The organism is Bacillus cereus group sp. Bce041 (genome assembly GCF_052646455.1).
In genome coordinates this window covers 14,832-37,929 of sequence record NZ_JBQXON010000026.1, presented here as the reverse complement: position 1 = coordinate 37,929, position 23,098 = coordinate 14,832, and the positions used below count along the sequence as shown (strand labels likewise).

Genomic DNA, 23,098 nt, shown 5'->3' with positions numbered 1-23,098 from the left:
CTATAATAATGAACGGATTCAGAGGAAATTAGATAATATGTCACCTATAGCTTATAGGAAACATGTTATCTAGGTGTTTTTTCTTTGTCTCACCAAATGGGGCCAGACCACCTATGATTCTACAGAAAGAATAGCGTATTTTTTCATTTTAGGGGGATTTTATTTTGTTAGCTTGATAGCGATGTGGTGCTACCCCATAAATAATTTAATATAAAAAAATAATATATATATAGGATTTAATACTTTAGTTATCCTTTCAAAATCGGAAATTCTACTCCTTATCCGAACCATAATGAAAATTTTAAGATTTTAATATTTTGTTATTCTTACAAGGGGACCCCATATAAAAATAAAAGCCCTCACAATGAAGTGAAGACCTTTGTTTTTTTATCATCCACCAGTATGGCCGTGAGCATATTGTACGATATTATCCTCGCTAAGAGCTTTTTGTGTATCAGTTACATTGTTAGCGTTAAACATAAACGTGAATACAGCTGTTAATCCAATTAAGCTAAACATTACTTTTTTCATTTTAAAGCCTCCTTTTCAAAGTTTTGCCCTTCTGCTTGATGGCTAAGATAAAAATAATCGCTTGCTTTTGAACGGTTATTTTCTTGATGGAATAAAACCGCTAACTTTTTAGCGTATTCTTGTACATATTCATGTAGGTCTTCTCTATTAAAATAAGAAATTCCTGTTTTAATTGTCTTCTCTAATTCGTCAGCAGCGACCTTTTGATTTAATTTTTCTAAAATTAAAAAGTGATGTTCGTATTCCTCATTCTTTAGTTCTTTACAAATCTCTAAGCCTTTCACTATAAGATTAGAAGTTTCCTTGGACTCACCGATTTTCATATGCTCCCTAGCTTTAATAAAGATTGCTTTATAATCTTTAGGGAGTTCTTGTGTTACTTCAGAGAGGTATCGTATTGCTAGTTCAGATAAATTTTGACCTGAATACATTAAACCTAAGTTATGGCGTACAAACGTGATATTCTTTTCTTCACCAGATTTTTTGAATGTATTAATAGCTGTAATGAAATGTTCTTCAGCTTCCTCAAATTGTTTTAAATGAGTACAAGCTAATCCAATTAAATTATCACATAATCCAATATTAGTTTCATATCCTGCATGCTTTTTAAAGATATCCTTTGCTTTAGTAGCTTCTTTGATTGCAGCAAGCGGTTTGTAAATATGATAATGGAAAGTTGATAATTTAAAATAGAATTCAGCATGTTCAATTTCATCAGGAATGTGTTTTAAGAGTAATTCAGCTTGATTATAATGTTCTTTTGCACATGTAAAATCACCTGTTATATTTGAATGAATAGCTTTAAAGAAGTGGTAGTAGTATTGTAAAAGCTGATCTGCAGGTACACCCAATGAATCGACTTTATCAAAACTATCTTTTCCAATACTTAAACTATCAAGCATATATTGATGACGAAAGTCTAAAAGAGCATAGTATAAAAGTAGGTTTTGATCTTCTTCAATGTTATGTATTTTTTGATCAATCTCAAGTTTTAAATTATGTGCCTTTCCTACATGTCTGGCACGTATCTCTATATACCAGTCATTTAACATTTTTGTGATTTGCTCATTACCCTTTATCGAAGCAATCATTATATATTCCCCCATCCTATAGAGTATCCTATTTATTACCATCATAGCAGAAAAATAAAATTTATTAAGTAATTTCAATTTATTTATCAACAAAATTCTGAAAATAAACGGTAATTATACTGATTTGTTGAATCTTAGAGTGTAATTAAGTGGATTAAAGTCTGAAAATAAAGATTTTACTTTTTGTTCAGTTGATTGTTATGATGATAATGTAAAAAATGTATAAGGGGATGGGCTTTTTGAAGAAAACTTTAAGGTGTATTTTTAGTATTGTAGTTTTAACTGTATTTCTACTTAGTAATTTAAAGTATGCTTCTGCATCTGAAAAAGACTATGAAGTTATAACAAAGGAAGCAGCACAGCGTAAAGCAGAGATTTATGTTAAAGCTATAGGAGAACACTCGTATCCTAATTGGATAGATTCAAAATTTAGTGAAAGTAAAACTTTAAGAGATTTAAATGGGAAAGTGAAAGGATACTTATTTCAAATACAAAAAGAGAATCAGGACTACGGATATGTTATTGTAAATGGTAGTATGATAGGCAACTCAATAATAGAATCAACAAGAGCAGGTAATAATCCATATAAAGATATTCAAGAAGATCATGCAGTGTACACTGGGCCAATACAATATTTTAAAAAAGAGAATGGCTTAGTTACTAGTCTTAATACTAATGAAATTATCCCAAACAAAGATTTAATAAAGAATAAAAGTTTAAAAGAAGAAGTTGTATATTCTTCAAAAAATTTTGGTGGAAATTTCATTCAACAGGAGACATATAACAGTAAAATAATTAAGGATGTTCCAGACTACACCTGGCTGGTAGGATGCGTCCCGACGGCAATAGCTAATATAGTAGTATATTGGTCCAAAAATGGATTTCCTAATTTACTAAAAAATAACGAAACTTCAGATTGGTTAATAGACAATTTAGGAACTATGATGGGGACAGATAGAGGTACTGGTGAAAGTACAGGAGGAGTGAAATATGGTACTTACACAGATAGAATTGCTCCAGCACTTCAAATATATTGGAATAACCGAGGATATAGTAGCCCGGATTTTAATTATGCTGCATATGAAAAAATAACATTTGATACAATTAAAAGGGAATTAGAATCTGGACGACCTTATGGTTTTAGCGTATCAAAGCATAATTTGTATACAGAACACTATCTTACTGGGATAGGGTATGAAGAACTTATAATACCTGATTTGAATGAAACATATCAAACCTTAATTGTGCATGACACTTGGAATACAACTCCTGAAGATGTTTATTTGGATTATAATGAAGTAATTAATAAAATTGATTCTTATTTATTAATCAATCCATATAATTTTAAGGATGTTCCAAAAGGATATTGGGCCTATGATCAAATTATGTATATGGTAGGCAATAAAATTATGAATGGTTATGGAAATGGATATTTTGGAGCGCAAGATAACATGACAAGAGAACAACTAGCGGCATTTTTATACAGATACATAAAGCCAGTAGATACAAATGAAAATCCATATGGCGATATCGGTGACAGTCCATTTAAAAAAGAAATTACAGCATTAACAAAGAGAGGTATTTTCTCAGTAAACTCAGAAAAGAAATTCAACCCCAAAAATACAGCAACTAGAGCAGAAATTGCAGCTGTATTAACAAAAGCATTTGATTTAAAAGTAAAAGCGAACTATGAGTTTAATGATATGAAGGGTCATTGGGCAAATGAGTATGTAAAAGCGTTATATAGCAATGGAATTGCGAATGGGACAGGAAATAAAAATTTTAGTCCATCCGCCAATGTAACAAGAGAGCAAATGGCGATGTTCTTGTATAGGGCGATTAACCTTGATCCTAATTATACTCCATCTCCGATTTAAGAACTTTTAAGAAAGCTATTGTCAAACCAGACAATCACCAATAAAAAGTGCCTAATTGTACTTTTTTATTGGTGATTTTTAATATGTACATAGAATTATTTTATATATTACAATGTGTTTTGTTTTATCGAATTAAAATTTGCAATATTTCAATAATACAGTTATAGTTGTAATTGTAAAAAAATGTATAGGGGGATTGTTATGTGTAAAGGAAAAGGTTTGTTGACAGCTACTGTATTTTCTATGGGACTATTTCTTTTTGATTTAAACATTTCTAATGCGGAAGAGGGGAATATTGGGATTGTGTCTGAAGAAGAAGCAAATTATAAAGCTAAGGTGTATATGGAGAATGTAAGTAAACAATCATATCCACAATGGAAAGAGGCGCAACTTAGTGAAACGAAAATTCTACATGATTTTAACGGAAGTGTTAAAGGTTATTTATTCCAAGTAAATAAAGAAAATAAAGATTGTGGTTATATTATTGTTAATGGAACAAATAAAGGTTCTTCAATTTTAGAATCAACTAGGGAGGGAAGTAACCCGTATAAAGATGTTGCAGAAAGTGAAGCAATATATTCTGGACCAATTCAATATGCAAAAAAAATAGACGGTAAATTTGTAGATATACCAAGAGATGAAGTTATTTCAAAGAAAGATGTAGAAAATAAAAGTCAAATGATAAATCCAAAAAAATATGCTTCTACAACTTCTGAAAATACATACGTAGAAAAGAAAATTAATAATGTACCAGATTATACATGGTATAAAGGGTATACTCCAACTGCTACTGCCAATATAGTATCCTATTGGTCTCAAAATGGATTCCAAAACCTTCTTCAAAGTTATGAAGGTTCTAATCAGTTAATAGAAAACTTAGCAAGAGATATGGGAACTGTACAAGGTTATCGTAGTCCGGATGGTAAGGTATCTGGTGGACAGACAGAAATGTCTAAAATTGTACCTGGTTTAAATAAATACTGGAATTATAGAGGTTATGATGTTAATGCTGAATTAAATGGGACACCTTCATATGAAAAATATAAAAAAGAGATTAACGCAGGTCGCCCTATTATTATTAATACTTTAAAGCACTTTATGTATAAAGATCATTCTATAACGGGAATAGGGTTTGAAGAAATGTACATGCCTGAATTTAATGAAAAATTGTCAAATATTATTATCCATGATACATGGGATGAAACCCCAGTAGAAATTATGCTTGATTATAATGAGAGTTCTAAATATATCAGTAATTTTGTTACTATAAATCCATTTAATTTTATTGATGTCCCAAAGGGACACTGGTCATATGAGCAAATTACGTATATGGCAGGAAATAAAATTATGAATGGATATGGAAATGGTTATTTTGGAGCGCAAGATAATATGACGCGTGAACAATTAGCGGCATTTTTATACAGATACATAAAGCCAGTAGATACAAATGAAAATCCATATGGTGATATCAGTGACAGTCCATTTAAAAAAGAAATTACGGCATTAACAAAGAGAGGTATTTTCTCAGTAAACTCAGAAAAGAAATTCAATCCAAAAAACACTGCGACACGAGCAGAAATCGCAGCTGTATTAACAAGAGTATTTGATTTAAAAATAAAAGCGAACTATGAGTTTAATGATATGAAAGGACATTGGGCAAATGAGTATGTAAAGGCGTTATATAGTAATGGGATTGCGAATGGGACGGGGGATAAAAACTTTAGCCCATCTGCAAACGTAACGAGAGAGCAAATGGCCATGTTCTTATATAGGGCAATTAATCTTGATCCTAATTATATTCCTGTTCCGATTTAAAATAAATATTATTATTTGCACAAAGTTACTAAAGAACATTATTAGTAACTTTGTGTTAGGAATGAAGTTAATTATTTAATAGAGAGTGACTTTAAAATAGAAACGGAGATTTTTTATGAAAAAGATTATGAAAATTCTTTATATCATTCCAATATTAATAGGGATGATATTTATTGGTGAGAAAAGCTCATTTGCTGCAAAAACAGAAATAAGTACTATTACGATGGAAAAGGCTGAAAATAGGGCAGAAATTTATAAGCGAGCTGTAAGTGAAAAAGCGTATCCTCAATGGAAAACGGCAAATTTTAGTGAGAAAAAAACATTATACGATTTAGAAGGAAAAGTAGATAGCTATTTGTTTCAATTACAAAATAGTGACCAAGAACTTGGTTATATAATCGTTAGCGAGAAAAACAATAACTTATCGGTTACTGAATCGACAAGGGAAGGCAGTAACCCTTATAAGTTTGTAAAAGAAGGCGAGGCAATATATACAGGTCCGTTACAATATTATCAGAAAAAAAATGGTGAATTAATAGATCTTAATACTAGTAAAGCGTCAGAAAGTGTGGGCCTTACAAGAGGAGTGCAGAATAAAAAATCAGATAATTATTCGTTTAGTTCCTCAAAAGCACTGGTAGTGGGAGAAGAAATATATAATTCAAGAATTTTAGATGTACCAGACTATACTTGGTACGTGGGATGTACACCAACGGCTATTGCAAATATAGTAAGTTATTGGGCTGAAAACGGGTTTCCTAATTTGCATAAACGTACTGAAACTGCAAATCAATTAATAGACCGTTTAGGGAATCTAATGGAGACAGATAGAGGAACTGGTGAGACTACAGAAGGGGTGCTATTTGGGACTTGGCCACATAAGATTAAACCTGCATTAGAGAAATATTGGAAAGATAGAGGTTACACAGCGGAAATATCATGGATGGTAGAACCACTATCTTATTCTGCTGTTCAAAAAGAAATAAACGCTGGTCGACCAATAGGGTTAGGTGTTCAAAACCATCCAATTTATACTAGCCATCATATTACTTTGGTAGGATATGAAGAGTTAATTATACCAGATTTAAATGAATCATATCATACTGTAATCATTCATGATACATGGAATACTACTCCAAAAGATGTATATCTAGATTATGAAGATAACATCCAATATCTTATTCACTACACCACGATAAATCCATATGTTTTCATAGATGTCCCAAAAGGACACTGGTCATATGAGCAAATTATGTATATGGCAGGAAATAAAATCATGACAGGTTATGGGAATGGATATTTTGGAGCGCAAGATAATATGACACGTGAACAATTAGCGGCATTATTATACAGATACTTAAAACCAGTAGATACAAATGAAAATCCATATGGAGATATCGGTGACAGTCCATTCAAAAAAGAAATTACAGCATTAACAAAGAGAGGAATTTTCTCAGTAAACTCAGAAAAGAAATTCAACCCAAAAAATACAGCAACTAGAGCAGAGGTTGCAGCTGTATTAACAAAGGCATTTGATTTAAAAGTAAAAGCGAACTATGAGTTTAATGATATGAAAGGTCATTGGGCAAATGAGTATGTAAAAGCGTTATATAGCAATGGAATTGCAAATGGGATCGGAAATAAAAACTTTGGTCCATCTGCTAATGTAACGAGAGAGCAAATGGCGATGTTTTTGTATAGAGCAATAAATCTTGATCCTAATTATATTCCTGTTCCGATTTAAGAATATGATAGACAAAAACTATTAAAATAAAAAAGCCCTAATAGGGCTTTTTTATTTTAATAGTTTTTTATTTGTTTGCATTAATCTTCTGAGCTATATTAAACATTTCATCCTTGATTTGTTGTTTTTCATCATTAGATAATAGATCTTTTGATGGATTTAATTCTTTAATCATTGAAAAACTAGGGTTAAAATGTTGAAGGTTTTTATTGTCGTACAGATTTGCTCCATATGTAATCCAATATATTCCTTTTAGTCCAAGCACACTAAAGTAATTAAATGCCCAATTTTCAGGTGAAGGGCTAATTTGGCTTGCTCTCTCATTATTAATTAATTGGGATTTTGCAAAACCGGCAGCTCTACCTATGTAGCCATAGTGAATATTTGCTAATTCCATATTTTTTACATTTTGTCCATTAAATATGAATCCATCTTTTCCACCAAATAATTTATTCCCAAAATACCATTCACCATAGTCAGATTGTTGTTTTTCAGCTATAAATGCTCCAACGCCTTTAGGATATGTACCTAATCTTTTATCCTCTTCTACTGCATAATTAACAATAATAGCATTTCTTTTAAGAATAAAAGAAAAATGATCTGTGATATCGTTTGTATCGGGAGTTGCTGCTAATGCACTACTGCTAAATATAGTTGTAGCCATTGCGATAGCTATAAGTAAAAGTGAAGCTTTTTTCATCATGGTTCCTCCTATAAATTGGATTATATATTTATAGTGTACAACTTTAGAGTGTTTTTATAAACAGTAAATTCTAAAAATAATATATTTTGTAATAAAGTAGAATTTTTTGTTTATTTATCTTATTTTTTGTTATATTATGTTAATTGATAACAAGCATATAAACAAAGAAGGGAGGAAGAGTATGAAAAATTTAGGAAAGGTTCTATTGGTATCTTCATTATTAATGAGCCCTGTGACTACAATAAATATTCATGCTGAAGAAATTGTAAAACAAGATGATAAATCTTATGAAAATGCTCTTACTGCAGCTAACTCATATTTTCAAACGGTAATCAGTAATACTACATCCAACTGGGATAAGGGAGAATTACTTTTTGATAGGAAATTGTATAATACACAAGGGGAAAAAGTAGCATATCTATTTCAAGTTCAACAAGCAGAACGAAAACAAGGGTATCTAATTGTAGGAGTAGTTGGGGGTACATATAAGGTTTTAGAGTCTTCTAGAGAAGGTGAACATCCTTATCAGAATGTAAATAAGGATGAGAGTATTTATCAGGGGCCATTATCTTATTATAAAAAAATTTCAAGCTCTAACGAAGTTCAAAATATAACTACAAAAGAAATAAACAAAATTACTAAAATTAAACCAACTGGTAGTAGTAGATTAATGGTACAAAAGTCGGATGCAAATTTAAAAGCAATGAATATTCCAAATTATAATTATAAAAAGTTAGATGGTGTTGTTAATACTACTAATAAAAATGGAGCAATTACGGATACTCTTGCTAATATTGTGATTTACTGGACTTATAAAGGCTATCCTAATTTAAATCAAAATCATGAAAACTACGATTTTATTCATGACAATCTTAATAAATTAGTTAAAAATGACTCATCTATAGCTGTTAAAGGGCTTAAAGAATACTTTAGTAGTATAGGAAAATATCCTTTGACTGTTAATGAGTATAGTAGTAGAGGACAAAATGGAATCAGTAATGCAGAGTTGTTTAATAAATATAAAGCAGAAATTAATGCCAATAGACCAGTCTGGCTTAATACGATGCAACACCCGTTTTATGAAAACACAGCATTAACTGGTACAGGATATGAAGAAATCTATGATCCATCAACAAATCAATGGCATCGTGTTGCAGTAGTGCATGATACAAATTCAGCTACAACATTACGCGATATATATGTTACGTGGGATTCTACGTTTACTGATGTTAAGGCCATTATTCCTGGTTAGGCATAAAAGAAAAATATTTACTATAAGCTATTCCAATTTTAATACTTTTAAACTTTAAATATATTTTAAGGAGTCGAGAAAACATGAGTCTTAATAGAAAACTAAAACACGCTGGTTTAGGAATGGCATTAACACTTTCGGTAACTACGTTAATTCCAAACACATCTTTAGCAGAAACAAGTGTAAAAAAATATGAAAGTGTAAGCGAGTTGAAAACATCGGACAATATTGGAAAGGTTGAGACAACGAGTATGCCAGGCCATCAAGATGTCCATTCAAAGATTATTGAAGATAATAAGGAAAAAAGAGTTGTAGAAACGTGGGATAATGAGGGGAATTATAGAGCGACATTCTATAAAGATAAAAATGAAGTAGTAACAGAAACCTTAGATAGCAATGGAATGGTACTGTCAAAAGCTTCAACCGCTCAAACGCAAGTTAAGCCTTTAAAGGATAATATCCAATATAATCGACCATCAATTGAGTTGATTGATAAGGGAGAAGATTGGTTAGGTAAATATAAATATTACTTCTATACAGAGAATGTATGGGTTATTCAGATACCAGGTAGAACAAAAAATCCTATTCAAAGCGCTAATAATAAAGCTGACTTAGCCGCATTTCGAACTGCTGTTAATAATTTAAGGGTAGAGCAAATAGTGCTAGTTAAGGCAGGAGGCACTACAATAGGTGCTTCAGCTGTTGCAGTTGCAACAAGTACAACTGGTTGGGGAGCAATATTAGGTGGACTTAAAGCGTTAGATGCTAGTACTGATATGATAATAACTGGTGAAAAGGTTAGTAACCTTACAAAAGATTGCCATTATAATTTTGCTCAAGTTTCATTGCAATAAAAAATATGACCATAAGTTTAATTTACTTATGGTCATATTTTTATTCTAAGGTTATATATGAATTAACTAAATGCTATTAATAATAATATCGGCAGAATCAAGATATGACTGAAAATATATAAAGTAATTTCATTTGTATATAAGTAATTTGATGATGCTTTATGGGAAATTATTTTTTTGATAATGAAACCAAATATTATTCCCACAATTAATAAAATAAAAATAAATATTATTGAGTTTAAACTATTATATTCTATATTAGTTGTAGTATATATCATGGGTTTAATAACAGCAAAATACGCAATTAAATACATTATAATATTTAGAACACAATACAAAATAAATGAAGACATTTTTTTATGAATAACTATCACCTCAGGTATAAATCATTGTAATTTTATATTATCTATAATTTAACATAAAACAGATGTTTGTAAATTGAAAAATATTAAACAGTGAATTATAAAAATTTAATATTTAGTTTTCAAACTGCCTTCTCTCTAATCGATCAACAGCCTCACGTTTCTTCTTATTATTAATATTTGTATAGATACTAGTAACTTCTACAGAAGTGTGGCCAAGTTGATCTCGCAGTAATACAAGATCCTTGTTTTCTTTATAATGGTTTGTTGCATATGTGTGTCGTAGTTTATGCGGGCTACGTTTCTCATCAAATGCACTTGAATACTTGTCACATAACTTCTGTATAGCCCTAACAGTTAACTGCGTATATTTCCCTTTATAATTTGTTACGAAAAGTAAGTCTTCATCTTGAGGGCAGTTATATTTACTAGGACGAACCTTAATGTACTCCTGAATATCATCTAAGCAAGAGCGAGTAGCTAATACGGAAGATCTCTTATTACCTTTACGCGTTACTTTTACTTTCCCCTGGCGGAAGTTTATGCTAGATATAGTAAGACTAGCTACCTCAGAAACTCGAAGCCCAGTGCCTAAAATGAGGCTTATAATGGCAATGTCTCTTTCTTTATCACGCTGAAAAAAATTATATTTTTTTGGTGATATATCTTTCAACATTTCACCATAATCATTTGCTAGAAATTGAAGAAAAGCAACATCATCTTTTTCATTAAATATCATGTTTGCAACGTCATCTGCTCTTGCTGCTGCATCTACTTTCTCCTTATGCAGTTCAATTTTCTCCATTACATTACGAGAGATGTAATTTTCCCCTTGTTCATTCTCTGTATTTTGAGCTAAGTACTTGAATAGGGATTTTAAAGCGGAGAAAGTTCTGTTAATAGCTCTTGTCTCAATACCTTCTCCCTGAAGATATCTTTGAAAAGTTCTAGCTTCATTTAATGGTAGATTTTCTAGTGTTGAAATTGGTACATCACATATATTAGTGACCACCTTACCGTTTTCGACGGCTAATCGATTACTTATAAGCCATTTTAGAAACTTTTCAAATTCAGTAATGTAAGCATACAATGTAGCGGGGGAGAGGGCTGTTTTCATTTCTGCATACTCTATGATATACCAGGGCATTTTACTTTTATGCTTATCTATTAGTATTTTAAACTTTTCTTTTTCTTGGTTACTCATGTTGTACACCTCAAATCAAATAATGGGAATTAATTTTTAAACTAACTGTTTTAATAAATAGCTTGATTACATACATTGATACCATACTAGTTTTTGAAAAAGAAGAGAGGTATCAATATATGATTGATACCTCTACTATACTCAATTCTATGAAATCCATCAAACTGTTCGTTAAATACACTTTTAACGAACAGTTATTTCTCTGCTTTTTTAACGAGTGCAGGATGTGTATAACCATTTAAATATTGCTTAATGTCATATGTTTCACCTGCTTTAAAATCAATAACTATTTGTTCGCTGCCTTTAAATAGGGAGGATGAAGCAGGAGTTGGTGCTTCTCCAATAGTTATAGGACTATTAAACCATCTGTTATTTGGTAATTTAAGTGCCAGTTGATCTTGAAGCTCTTCAACTTTTTTCCGGAATTCTTCTTTAACAGCTTTTTCAATATTATTTTCCTTCATCAGTTTGTCAAGCTGTGTTTTTAATTCATCGATTGATTTTTGTTTTATTTTATTTTCAGCAACTATTTCTCTTATTACAGTTGCCATTTCGTCAGCACTTCCAGCAACTCTATTTAGAACTAAAAGTTGTTTTGTTAGAGATTCGTCGTTGATATGGTTAGGGTATCTTAGTTGATGATCGATTTCACTCCAACCTTCTTCAAAAATGGTTCTTACTTGAATTTCAGCAATATGGACGTCTTTTGTCGCTTGTGAGCTTATTAAATAATGCCATGAGCGATAGCCGCAAGGGTGTACCTTAAAATTAAATAATTCATTATTTTCATGTTCTTCTTGTTTCGAGTAATCGCCTTCACGGTAGTAAATAGTACAAGTTTCTTGTAAATTCCAATTATCTCGAATGAATTTATCAATAGGGGCAGCTTGATCCTTATAGAGATGAAGAACTCGAATTCCTATTAAATCAGTTATTTCAGTTTTATAGTTGTTAATATCAATTTTATAATTGGTTTCACGCTTTTTTTCTCTTATAATCTTTCTAATAATTTTATCTATTAAATGTTCAGGATCTTTAACTCTAGATCTAACAGTATGAGCTTCTGGATGTGTGCGTAACCTATTTGATAAGTATTCTGCTGTGGCATTTAGTGATTCCTTATATGATAAGTAATCAGTATGTATTTCTAATAAGCTATCCCAACTGATTTCTGCATTTTCAAACTCTTGTGCATCTATGTTATATGTTTCAAAAAACTGTTGTTGAGTTAATTGCATTAAGTACAGCTCCTTATTTATAGTATACGAATATTATACCACACCCATCTCTCGAAGTGTTCGTTAAATGAGAATTTAACGAACTCTTCAGGAGATGCAACCTGATCTGCTCCCCTACTGTTTTTGTTGTACAAGGACATGAATCTCTAAACTATTTAGACAAGAAAGTCTAAACTTTCACATTGACGTATTTGTTGGAGCAAGAAACCATAAACTAATATTTATTAGTTTACTTTGGAACATTTTATAAAAATTTGTATAGTATAGAGTGAAATTAAAAATGTGTTAAGTTGGAAATGGTATTTTTTAAAACAAAAAACCTAGTTTTTTTGTTTAACTCATTTATGTTCTACATTAGAAATCCCCCCCAAATTTTATTAAGAATATTTGCATCCTAACACTTTTTTGAAATCCGACATATAATGCTATGAGCATTTACAACATAGTTTAGGGCATTAATAAGAAAAACCACAATAATCGCTGTGGTTTTTCTTATTGAAACTGTGAAGATAAATTTCTATTCAAAGATTTACTTTCGAATATTGTAATATCACTGGCTAAGTATTTTAGAGTTTCTTGTCCTATGTTTAAAAAATTTAGACTTTCATGTCCCATTATTGAGACATGGAAGTACCTACAAAATTTGTGATAATGGCTATTTATCAGCGATTGTTCATGAGATTTTAGTATAGAGATTCAGACAAGAAAGTCTAAACTTTTGTTTTTAGATATTAGGTGTAACAAGACATTCTAAGCTGAAATTTTATATATTTACAGAACTAACCCCATTTAAATGTCTCATTGAGATTATAGTAAAAGTATTCATTTACATATTGTTTTAACTCACAGTTATCTTACATTTTTTTACCTTCACGTTAGTAAAAAGATGAATCATGAAACTAAAATTTATTATTATGCAAAATTGCATTTTAATTGTAGTTGATAACCATTCTTATTGTAACTATAATGGTTACATTCTAGGTTATATACGAGAGTTATTTACGGATTAAACCTAACTGTGCATTTAAATACAATCGGAATGGAGATGTTATAAGGTATGAAAAAAATCATTTTAGCTGGTGCATTAGGAATTGCAGCTCTTGCAGGAACAAATTTACCAGGATTAGAGGTAACAAAAGCAAGTGCAGCTGTTGAATCAAATGTTTCATCAATAGAAGGACGTGTAGTGGAAGTTTCAGGGAATACTATCTATATTGAAGTGAAAGGATCCAATAAGAATATTGATAATACTAACCGTTTTAGCATTACTACTACTAACTTTAATCCTAATATAAAAGTTGGTGATGATATAAAAGCTACTGGTGCGATGATGCGTAATTTTGAGAGTTATATGATTGCGCAGTCTATTGAAAAAGTTCAAGGGACTGATACATTGCATCAGGGGGAATATTTAGAACATGTTTTCGCATACGAATATGAAATAGGATATATTACAGAAGTAGGTAAATTTCAATCATTAGATTATGTCATAGTTCAATATACTGGAAAAGATGGGGTTCAAAAAAAGAATGTTACGGTTTATTTGACAAAGGGACAAAAATTTAATGTAGATGAAAAAGTGAAAGTGCATATGGCGAACGCTGAAAGAAGTAATGAGTGGTCGGTAATGGACGAAATTGAAAAGGTTAATGATTCTCAGGCACAAAGTAACCCTATTTTGAATCGTGAAGTAAATGGCCATGTAACAGGTGAAATCATAGAAATTGGAAATAAATTTAATGAGTTTAATTACGTAATGGTTCCTTATATTAATCAATATGGCCAAAAAGAAATTATCGAAGTTCGTTTAACTCAAGGACAACAATTTAAATTAGGAGACAAAGTGAAAATTAATATGGAATTGGCTTTGGGACGTGGTAATATTGATGCAGATGTAACCGTTATAGATAATATTCAAAAAGTAGATGAAACCAACACTCAAGCTTATCAAAATGATCAGTGGGTTTGGTCTTAATTATAATTAGAAATTCAATTTTTCTCTTTAATGTATATACCAATTCAAAAAACCTTACAAAAATCTTGCAAGGTTTTTTGTTTATTTAACAGATTATCTTTTGTTTTATTAAGACCTGTGAATATTTTCTTTTTTATAGATTCTATATCTTCAAATAACAATATTTCATTCTATATCTTCTACTGTATACATTACTTTTGAAACTGACTTTAGATAACTTGAACGAATGAGGAAGAAATATATAACTTGCAAACATAAAAAGCTTACCAGTACTATGGTAGAGCTACCCAAAACAGATATATTTCTACCAATGCTTGTAGATTTGGATATATGCTGTAATGCCATAAATGCGACACTACTATGAAGCATTGCTATTAAAATGGGTAGGAAAAACAAGATGACCATCTGTCTTGTGACAATTCTTTTTAATTCAATTTTACTTAATCCTATTTTACCAAGCATGGTGAAATATTGATAATCTCGATCTAAATCTGTAAATAAGCGGAAGTATAAAAAACTTGTAGCAAAAACAAAAAACACGATACCTACCAATATACTCATAATTGACAATAGCCCATTTTGTTGCTTCATTTCATTCCATATTAAGCTAAGAGAATCAAAATAAAATGATGGCTTCCCATTATTTTCATCTGCTTCTATTACCTGATTTAGTTTTTTAGCAATATCTGTTGTGTGAATCCAGTCTTTGATCATGAAACCATATAAGGTTGATTCTATTGGTGTTTTATATGTCCCTAAAAAGTACTCATTCGCGACTTGATTATATATGGAATCTTTTACTACTAATATAGAATCATAATCCTGCCTTAGTTCTTCAATTTCTACATTCTTTTGAATAGGAAGATTTATATGTAAGTTACCTTGTGTAATTTGCATATTTTTCTGCTTTTCAATTTCTTCATTTTTACCCTTCTTTGCTTTCTTAGATGTTATTATCAAACCTTCTTTATCATTTTTTAAGCTTTCCACTGGATACCCCAGCTTTTGAACATATTCATTATAATCCGTTAACCTGATTAAGGTCCTTCCATTTTCTGTTGTTATAAACTTTGGAGAAACTAGGATATATTGAAAATGGGCCTTTTCAAGTTGTTTTTTTATTTCAGCTACATGTTTTTCTTCATATACATTTCCTTGAAAAGATACATATTTAAATGCATATGGACTTTTTCCTTCAGCCAATCTAGAATTACCTATCGCGGCGCAAACCCCTATTGCAGTAAATGCCATAGCTGAAACAATTGAGACAATAAAGAATGTTTTTGCATTGTCTTGTAAACGATATATTAAATCTGAGAATGTTAACAAATTTGTTTTTTTATAAAACAAATTTGATCTTTTCTTAAGTAAACGCATAACATAGACACTTAATTGTGTAAAGAAGAAATATGTGCCGATTACAACAAGGGCGACGCCTAACCCAGTCAATATAAGTAATTGATATTCATTCATATAATCTTTTCCGATTGATATATAAAATGTTGCGAAATACCCTAGCCCAATCAAAATAATCGATAACACTGTCAATGCAATAGAACTTCTAGGCTCTGGTTTAGGCTTTTCTTCGGATTTTAATAGTTCCACCACTAAGTTTACTTTTACCAACCTAGAAGTAACTATCGAAATTAAAACAAACAAAATAATGAAAGCTGCACTAGTAATAGTAATTGCTTTAATTGGAAAATAAAATGGCAGTCCATCTTTTAAAGATAAAATAGAGGCACTAATTAATAAGATTAATTTAGAAAAAGCAAGCCCAATTCCAATCCCAACTATAATCGATAGAAAAGCAATTAACATATTTTCAATTAATATTAGCTTGTTTAGTTGTCGATAGGACATACCTTGAATCATTAAAATTCCAAATTCTTTTTTTCTCGTTTTCAAAAAAGTACTGACAGAATATAAAATAAATAAAAATGAGAAGAACCATGTTAGATACTGTGAAACCTGAAGACCTATATTCCCCAGCGTGTTCATAGTTATACTCGCGTTAGTAAGTTCTCCTTGTAAGTTAGGATGATAAATTAATAATCCATAGATGAAAAAGACCATAACTGCAAATGTACTACTAAAAAAATGTCCAAGATAAATACGTTTATTACGTAGGATGTTATTAAACGCGAATTGCTGAAACGTCATACGTTTTCCCCTCCTATGAAAGACAAGGTATTCATGATCTTTTGATAAAAGACTTCGCGATTATCTCCACAATATATCTCATTATAGAATTTTCCATCCTTAATAAAGATAACACGATTACAATAACTTGCTGCCTTAGGGTCATGTGTTACAAGTAATATTGTTTCCTTTTCTTCCATATTTACCTTCATTAATAATTCCAGCACATCCTGAGCAGATTTTGAATCCAAATTCCCAGTTGGTTCATCCGCGAGCACCAATTTTGGTTTATGAATAAGAGCTCTTGCAATAGCCACTCTCTGTGCTTGTCCGCCTGAAATTTCATAAGTACGGTTATTTAAAATATCTTTGATACCTAGCTTTTCTGCTAATTGTATAACTAGATTATCCATTTCTTTTAGTTCAGCACCCTCTAGGGTTAAAGGTAAAATAATATTTTCTTTAACTGTCAGTGTATTAAGTAGGTTAAAAGATTGGAATATAAACCCTAAATTCCTACGTCGAAATAATGATAAATCATTCATATTTAGAAGAAATGGATTTTCTCCGTTAATAATAATTTCCCCTGTGGTAGGAGAATCTATCGTTGATATCATGTTTAAAAGGGTCGTTTTACCGCTTCCTGATGGTCCCATAATTCCAACGAATTCTCCTTCATGGACGGTTAAATCGATATTAGACAAAGCTTCATATGCCATTTTCCCGTTGTAAATTTTACAAATATCTTTTACTTTTAAAATTCCCATAAATATACCTCTTTCAATTTGCTATATTATCTAGTTTATTTTAATCAGATATTCGCTCATATTGATTTATCTTTCATTTTGGTTACAAATGTGTAAGATAAATCAACTAAGGGATTTTTATTATATGAAACCGTGCTTAATATTCGGGAAAACGATAGTTACAATGGTTCCTGAGCCAAATTCAGATTGTAATTCAATCGATACATTTAATTTTTCTGATACTTCTTTTGCAAGATACAATCCCATTCCCGTTGATTCTTTAAATAAACGACCGTTTTCTCCTGTATAGAAAGGTTGGAATACTCTTGGTAAATCAGATTTAGGGATACCGATACCCCGGTCTTGAACCCGTAATATAATTCCCTCTTCTTTCTGAAAAGCAGAGATTGTAACTTTTTCTCGTTTACCGCTAGAATATTTAATAGCATTAATGATAACTTGATTTAGCATAAACTGTATCCACTTAGTATCTGTTTCCACTATGAGATTGGAAGGGATGTTAATTTCAGGATATACATAATTGTGTAAAAATGATTTCTTATTTTCATGTATCACTTTATTTACAATTTCACGTAACAAAACTTTGTCTACCTGAAAATCTTGCTCAAATGTTTCTAGCCGCGCCATGTTTAATACCATCTCTAATCCTTGTCTCATCTGATCTGCTTCTTCCGCTATACTTTCAAACCGTTCATCATACGTGTCTTGCGTAATAAGTCTAATCACGGATAAGGGTGTTTTCATTTGATGTACCCATTGATTCATAAAAGTTACCTGTTCTTCCCTTTTTCGCTCCCATAACTTTATTTGACTTTGATAATAAAGATATTGTGTTTTTAATAGGTTCTTAATTGAAATAGAGAGTGGTGTAGAATCTAGATCTTCTATAGATTCGTGTAATGTTTCTGGTGAGGTGGATAACTTTTTATACATTTTTTGATGACTAAAATATCGGTATAATAGATATCCTGTCATCAAAAAAAGGCCTAAAAAAACAGCATATAATGCTGTTAACAAGTTATTATAGCCGTCATACCAATATACAAGTAATACAACGAATAATTGTATTATTGTATACAATATAAAAGGGACATGCTCACGCATAAATAACTTCATTCTTTACACCTCATTTTCCCAAGTCACATTGAGTCTATATCCTGAACCTCTTACAGTCTCTAAAGCATTTTCTATGCCTAGCTCTGCTAACTTTTTTCTTGTTCGTGTTATATGTACACTTAGTGTATTATCATCAACATAATTATAATCTTCCCAAATTTTATCTAAAATGGCCTCTCTGCTCACAACACGTGATGAGCGAAGTAATAATAACTGAATTATTTCAGTTTCTTTTTTAGTTAAGGTTGTCAGTTTCCCATTCAATCTTAATTCCATTCTTTCTGGATACAATACTAATCCAGTTTGTTCTATTGTACGTTCTCCTAATTTAGGTGCATAACTACCATACACCCGACGAAGCTGACTTTGAACTTTTGCAATTACAACCTCGTAATAAAAAGGTTTGGTAATATAATCATCTGCTCCATTTTGTAAGGCCATAACTTGGTCCATTTCGCCATTGCGTGCAGATATAAAAATAATTGGACATGTAGATACTGAACGAATTTGCCGACACCAATAATAGCCATCAAATCTTGGTAAATTGACATCTAATAACACTAAATGTGGTTGTACGAATAAGAAGTGATCCAAAATGGTTTCAAAATCAGTTGCAATTATGCCCTGGTACCCATATTTCATTAAATGTGATTGAAGTAAACTTGCAATCTTCTTGTCATCCTCAACAATCATAATTTTTTGCATAGTATCTATCCCCCATCATTTCTACCTAATTATCTCTATGATTTATGTTAAACCTATATCATTAAAATTCCCCATCTTTTTTAAATACGTGTAGAATAACTTTCTAAAGATGAATTTTTAATAACTCATATATTTCATTGTTAATCATTAAACATATTAATATACACAGCACTATAAAAAGCATAAATTGAATAAACTATTCAATTTATGCTTTTACATCATATTTTAATTTTTATTTACTTCACTACATTAAAGGCTGTATATAATTTACTACCATAACATCCCTTCATTTAATTCCAAGAAAATATCTGCTTGCTCAAAAGAAACACGGTTCCTTTGAGCTTTACTAGAATGAAAACGAACCATAGTAGCTAAGCCCAAAGAATCACTTCGAAAAGGTTTCTCTTTTGTACCTCCAATGACATTCGTGTTCTTTATGTGGTCCCATCCACCAAGTGAATAGAAATGAATTAATGATGGTTTACAAGTAAATATACTAATATCTGGTGTATTTCTCTCAATATACAAGGCTGCTTCCTTTATTAATTTTAAGCCGTATCCCTGATTACGGTAAGCTGGATTAGTCAGGACCTCACTAAGACCAAAAGCTTTATATTTTTGACCGTGATGTTTTATATATTTACATGGAATTCCGACATGACTAATTACTACATTATTTTCTACGAGAACTAAAGAAATTGAATTTGTATCTTGAGTATCTGGCCATTGTTTATGCTTATTATTTTGATAATATTCCGGCCAAGTTTGCTGCATGACAAGGTTAATCTGTTCTTTCAAATCAGGAGGACAATGTTTTTGAGAAATGCTTAATAGCTTCATGTCCAGCTCAACTCCTCATATATTTAAACATTAATTTCCTACTAAAAAAGTTGTTTCTAATTAAGCTTTTCTTTTATTTTCTTTGGAATATCGTCTTTTTCAATTTTTTTGTAGCTATTAATTAAACTAATTTTATTAGGAACTTTCTTGTTAGCGTCCTTATCTTCATCTGCGTCAATCTCTAAATAAGTACCCTCAGTAATAGATTTCTTATCTTGTGTTGCAAATGAAATTTCTTTTTCGGTTCCATCATCTTTAAATCCTTTTAGCGTATAACTGGATGTCTTAGGATCAAGTTCTCCTTGTACTTTTACATAGTACGTTTCTGAGGATAATTTCCCAATCATACTGCAGCCTGCCAATACACTATTGAACAGGATTCCAGTTGTACAAATAGCTAGTATACGTTTTTTCATGTTTATTCTCCTTTTGTTTTGATGTCCCAATCAGATTACAGGAGAAAGATACAATTACATATTGGTTTACCTTACGTTTATCTTACATTTTTGTCACCTTTAAAATAAATTAGAAGATAAGAAGAACATCTATCCTTTTACACATACAGTCACTATTAAAAATAGTTAAAATTTAATTCTTAGAGGATATTTTACGTGTGAAAAATGGAAGTTAGGAATGATTGCCGCTCTTCTTGTATTTACTGTACTTACATACCTGGTCTATATAAAAGAAAAGCTAATAAATTAACCTAAATGTGAGAGAACATACAGGACAAAACAAAAAAAATTAAAGAAAAAAGGCACCTTTTCAGGTGTCTTTTTTCTTTACTATTCTAGCCACTCAGGTATTGTGTAGTTCCCCTCAGAGAAAGCCTTTAATGTATATTTAGTTGTTGTTTGTGATCCACGTTCTTTAGCAACAACTTTTATATAGTAAGTTTGGTCCTTTTTTACTTTATATATGAAATCTTCAAGACTTGAAGTTTTTTCAGCTTCTGACTTAGCTAACACTATGCCTTTTTCATCTAACAAATATAAATTATAGTCATTTTTCGTCCAATTTTTTATCGCTAAACTAAAATATGCAAGATTTGTTGTTTTCGCTTTAAATTTATAAACGTCTACTTTATCTCCCTCTGTATCAAAATTACCAAAAACCACTCCATTCAAACCAAAATCATCAGCTGTTTCCAATGTATTATTAGGTTCCCATTCTTGATATTCATACAAATCTTCTGTTTTTAAATCAGCCAAAACGGTATTACTCAATCCGAACCCAACTATTAATACAGTAGTTGCAGAAACTATTCCCATACCTACTTTTTTGAACATACACTCATCCCCTTTTTTCTTTTTATATTACATTCTAAATATACTACATTTTCTCTATATGTTAATATAATCCAATTTTATAAATATATTATTAAATATTCAATTTATTCAAACCTCTGACTATAAATAGAATAAAAGTATTCAATAAATTAATTTCTGAATTTGATGGCTATGGAGTTGCTAGGGGGCACTTCTAAGAATAGAAAGAGCATCTGTACCAGAAAGTCTAAAAACCCTTTATTGAACTACAATAAGCAGGAAAGCAAGCGTTCTATTTATCTTGTTTAAAAATAAAAAAGTATAATTAAAGAAATTCGACTTTTACATTTCAAAATATGTTCTAGTGTACATTATCTACGTGTTAATATCAGAATCCCTCATAGGAATTATTTCCCCTTTTGTCGAATATATCCAAGTAAGAATAAGAGTGTACTTTTTGTTAATAGTGCAATATTAAAAATATAGTTTTACTACATAAAGAGGTGTAACATGTTTGTAAATGCTCATATTGAAACTAAAAGATTATTAGTCAAACCTTATCACATATCTGATGCAAAACCTTTATATGAATTACAAAAACATCCCAAAACAAACCGTTTTATGCCATCTCCGTCATATTCACTAGAAGAAATACAAGATATTATTCTATGGAGCATAGAGATGAACCAAAAAAACAACGCAAATAATATTGCTAAATTCAATCTTTCTATTTTTGAAAAATCCTCTCAAAAGTTTATCGGATATTGTGGATTAGGTCCTTTAGACTTCGAGATTACATCTACAGAAATGTATTATGCTTTATCGTGTGATAAATGGGGAAAAGGTTATGCAACAGAAGCCACATACGCCCTTTTACAATACGCATTTTTAAAAATAGGGATAGAGCGTGTTGTTGCTGTTGTATTCCCTGAAAACAAAGCATCTGTTAGAGTTTTGAAAAAGCTCGGATTTCAATTTGAAGAAAAAGTCAAAAATTTAAATGAAGAATTTAAAGAATTTGCAGGTATGCATTCTTTCTACATCACTAAAGATGTATTTTCAAAGAATTTAACAAATAATCGATAACTGACTAGTTATAGTGATTCGCCATATTACTATCAAGCTAAGCAATTCTTTGTTTCCTAAAACGATAAAAAGGACCTGAATTCTCATAAATAATTGTTGTTATGAATAGAAGACTAACTTTATATATCTATAAAGTTAGTCTTCTATTTCATTAATTTTAATAAAAGTATTATATTGTGTGCCTCTAATTGATTTAAATAAAGAGGTAAAGCATCGTATCCTTTTAGAAACCTCACATCTTTCTTGCAAAGATCTTGTATTTATTTCAAATCTATAATTTGAAGTCTATTCAGAAAGTATCCACTTTGGTGTCTCCGTTTAAAGAAGTACCCATTTTCTTGTATCGATATGTGGCCAAGAAAATGGGTACTAAATAAACTGTCTCTGTAGATAATTGAGAATTTTACACTATAAAATAAGTTCTTATTTTCATATCTTTTTACATTTGTTGTAGTACAAAGACATGAAACTCTAAACTTTTTTAGGTATTGATGGGAAAAAGAAAATCAATACCTAAAAATTTATAGA

18 protein-coding genes and 2 pseudogenes are annotated in these 23,098 nt (G+C 30.7%); 8 read left to right on the top strand and 12 right to left on the bottom strand.

What is annotated here, in order from left to right:
* The coding region (locus ACUN13_RS30645) for an IS3 family transposase (RefSeq protein WP_411511861.1) at positions 1 to 73 on the top strand (73 nt) is incomplete at its 5' end.
* A 317-nt stretch (positions 74 to 390) separates the two neighbouring features.
* Here ACUN13_RS30645 and ACUN13_RS30640 read toward each other — a convergent pair.
* Together ACUN13_RS30640 and ACUN13_RS30635 are read right to left on the bottom strand one after the other, a co-directional pair.
* Positions 391 to 531, bottom strand: a complete 141-nt coding sequence (locus ACUN13_RS30640; protein ID WP_179206969.1) for a hypothetical protein — start codon at positions 529 to 531, stop codon at positions 391 to 393.
* The gene (locus tag ACUN13_RS30635) at positions 528 to 1,622 is read right to left on the bottom strand and encodes a response regulator aspartate phosphatase (RefSeq protein ID WP_445424174.1); all 1,095 of its coding nucleotides are present in this window, start codon (positions 1,620 to 1,622) and stop codon (positions 528 to 530) included. The genes ACUN13_RS30640 and ACUN13_RS30635 overlap by 4 nt, the downstream gene beginning before the upstream one ends.
* A 230-nt stretch (positions 1,623 to 1,852) precedes the next feature.
* Between ACUN13_RS30635 and ACUN13_RS30630 the strand changes: the two genes are divergently transcribed.
* From ACUN13_RS30630 to ACUN13_RS30620, 3 genes are all read left to right on the top strand, one after another.
* A complete protein-coding gene (locus ACUN13_RS30630) occupies positions 1,853 to 3,499 on the top strand; it encodes an S-layer homology domain-containing protein (protein ID WP_445424173.1) in 1,647 nt (548 codons plus the stop codon).
* 201 nt (positions 3,500 to 3,700) lie between these two features.
* Positions 3,701 to 5,314 carry an S-layer homology domain-containing protein gene (locus ACUN13_RS30625; RefSeq protein ID WP_326265007.1) on the top strand — a complete coding sequence of 538 codons (1,614 nt, stop codon included), beginning with the start codon at positions 3,701 to 3,703 and terminating at the stop codon, positions 5,312 to 5,314.
* 115 nt (positions 5,315 to 5,429) lie between these two features.
* Positions 5,430 to 7,058: an S-layer homology domain-containing protein gene (locus ACUN13_RS30620; protein WP_445424172.1), complete on the top strand. Its 1,629-nt coding sequence runs from the start codon at positions 5,430 to 5,432 to the stop codon at positions 7,056 to 7,058.
* Between the two features lie 67 nt (positions 7,059 to 7,125).
* Here ACUN13_RS30620 and ACUN13_RS30615 read toward each other — a convergent pair whose 3' ends face one another.
* Positions 7,126 to 7,758, bottom strand: a complete 633-nt coding sequence (locus tag ACUN13_RS30615; RefSeq protein WP_445424171.1) for a polymorphic toxin type 44 domain-containing protein — start codon at positions 7,756 to 7,758, stop codon at positions 7,126 to 7,128.
* A 184-nt stretch (positions 7,759 to 7,942) separates the two neighbouring features.
* Between ACUN13_RS30615 and ACUN13_RS30610 the strand changes: the two genes are divergently transcribed.
* Both ACUN13_RS30610 and ACUN13_RS30605 read left to right on the top strand, forming a co-directional pair.
* Positions 7,943 to 9,013, top strand: coding sequence for a hypothetical protein (locus ACUN13_RS30610; protein ID WP_326264467.1), 1,071 nt, complete (start codon positions 7,943 to 7,945; stop codon positions 9,011 to 9,013).
* Between the two features lie 83 nt (positions 9,014 to 9,096).
* Positions 9,097 to 9,867 carry a geobacillin-26 family protein gene (locus ACUN13_RS30605; RefSeq protein ID WP_445424170.1) on the top strand — a complete coding sequence of 257 codons (771 nt, stop codon included), beginning with the start codon at positions 9,097 to 9,099 and terminating at the stop codon, positions 9,865 to 9,867.
* Positions 9,868 to 10,344: 477 nt separating this feature from the next.
* Here the strand turns inward: ACUN13_RS30605 and xerS are convergent, their stop codons facing one another.
* Positions 10,345 to 11,433 (bottom strand): tyrosine recombinase XerS, encoded by a 1,089-nt coding sequence (gene xerS / locus ACUN13_RS30600; protein ID WP_445424169.1) that lies wholly within the window; start codon positions 11,431 to 11,433, stop codon positions 10,345 to 10,347.
* Positions 11,434 to 11,627: 194 nt separating this feature from the next.
* Positions 11,628 to 12,671 carry a RelA/SpoT domain-containing protein gene (locus ACUN13_RS30595; RefSeq protein ID WP_440043694.1) on the bottom strand — a complete coding sequence of 348 codons (1,044 nt, stop codon included), beginning with the start codon at positions 12,669 to 12,671 and terminating at the stop codon, positions 11,628 to 11,630.
* Positions 12,672 to 13,728: 1,057 nt separating this feature from the next.
* Here ACUN13_RS30595 and ACUN13_RS30590 point away from each other — a divergent pair.
* Positions 13,729 to 14,334, top strand: a pseudogene (locus tag ACUN13_RS30590) (hypothetical protein); the annotation flags it as partial.
* Between the two features lie 477 nt (positions 14,335 to 14,811).
* Here the strand turns inward: ACUN13_RS30590 and ACUN13_RS30585 are convergent.
* The 7 genes and pseudogenes from ACUN13_RS30585 to ACUN13_RS30555 all read right to left on the bottom strand — a co-directional run bounded on the left by ACUN13_RS30585 (position 14,812) and on the right by ACUN13_RS30555 (position 21,505).
* Positions 14,812 to 16,809: an ABC transporter permease gene (locus ACUN13_RS30585; protein WP_445424168.1), complete on the bottom strand. Its 1,998-nt coding sequence runs from the start codon at positions 16,807 to 16,809 to the stop codon at positions 14,812 to 14,814.
* A pseudogene (locus ACUN13_RS30580) lies at positions 16,784 to 17,555 on the bottom strand (ABC transporter ATP-binding protein). Before ACUN13_RS30580 ends, ACUN13_RS30585 begins: the two are co-directional and overlap by 26 nt.
* A gap of 120 nt (positions 17,556 to 17,675) precedes the next feature.
* Entirely contained in the window at positions 17,676 to 18,671 is a 996-nt protein-coding gene (locus ACUN13_RS30575; RefSeq protein WP_341723364.1) for a sensor histidine kinase, read from the bottom strand.
* 3 nt (positions 18,672 to 18,674) lie between these two features.
* Positions 18,675 to 19,376, bottom strand: coding sequence for a response regulator transcription factor (locus tag ACUN13_RS30570; RefSeq protein WP_088345038.1), 702 nt, complete (start codon positions 19,374 to 19,376; stop codon positions 18,675 to 18,677).
* A 270-nt stretch (positions 19,377 to 19,646) separates the two neighbouring features.
* Positions 19,647 to 20,216 (bottom strand): GNAT family N-acetyltransferase, encoded by a 570-nt coding sequence (locus ACUN13_RS30565; protein ID WP_088345035.1) that lies wholly within the window; start codon positions 20,214 to 20,216, stop codon positions 19,647 to 19,649.
* A gap of 56 nt (positions 20,217 to 20,272) precedes the next feature.
* Positions 20,273 to 20,632 (bottom strand): DUF1093 domain-containing protein, encoded by a 360-nt coding sequence (locus ACUN13_RS30560; RefSeq protein WP_088345033.1) that lies wholly within the window; start codon positions 20,630 to 20,632, stop codon positions 20,273 to 20,275.
* A gap of 369 nt (positions 20,633 to 21,001) precedes the next feature.
* Positions 21,002 to 21,505, bottom strand: coding sequence for a hypothetical protein (locus ACUN13_RS30555; RefSeq protein WP_341723363.1), 504 nt, complete (start codon positions 21,503 to 21,505; stop codon positions 21,002 to 21,004).
* Positions 21,506 to 21,994: 489 nt separating this feature from the next.
* On the opposite strand from ACUN13_RS30555, the gene ACUN13_RS30550 reads away from it, so the two are divergent.
* Positions 21,995 to 22,570 carry a GNAT family N-acetyltransferase gene (locus ACUN13_RS30550; RefSeq protein WP_088345029.1) on the top strand — a complete coding sequence of 192 codons (576 nt, stop codon included), beginning with the start codon at positions 21,995 to 21,997 and terminating at the stop codon, positions 22,568 to 22,570.
* The last annotated feature ends 528 nt before the right edge of the window (positions 22,571 to 23,098 follow it).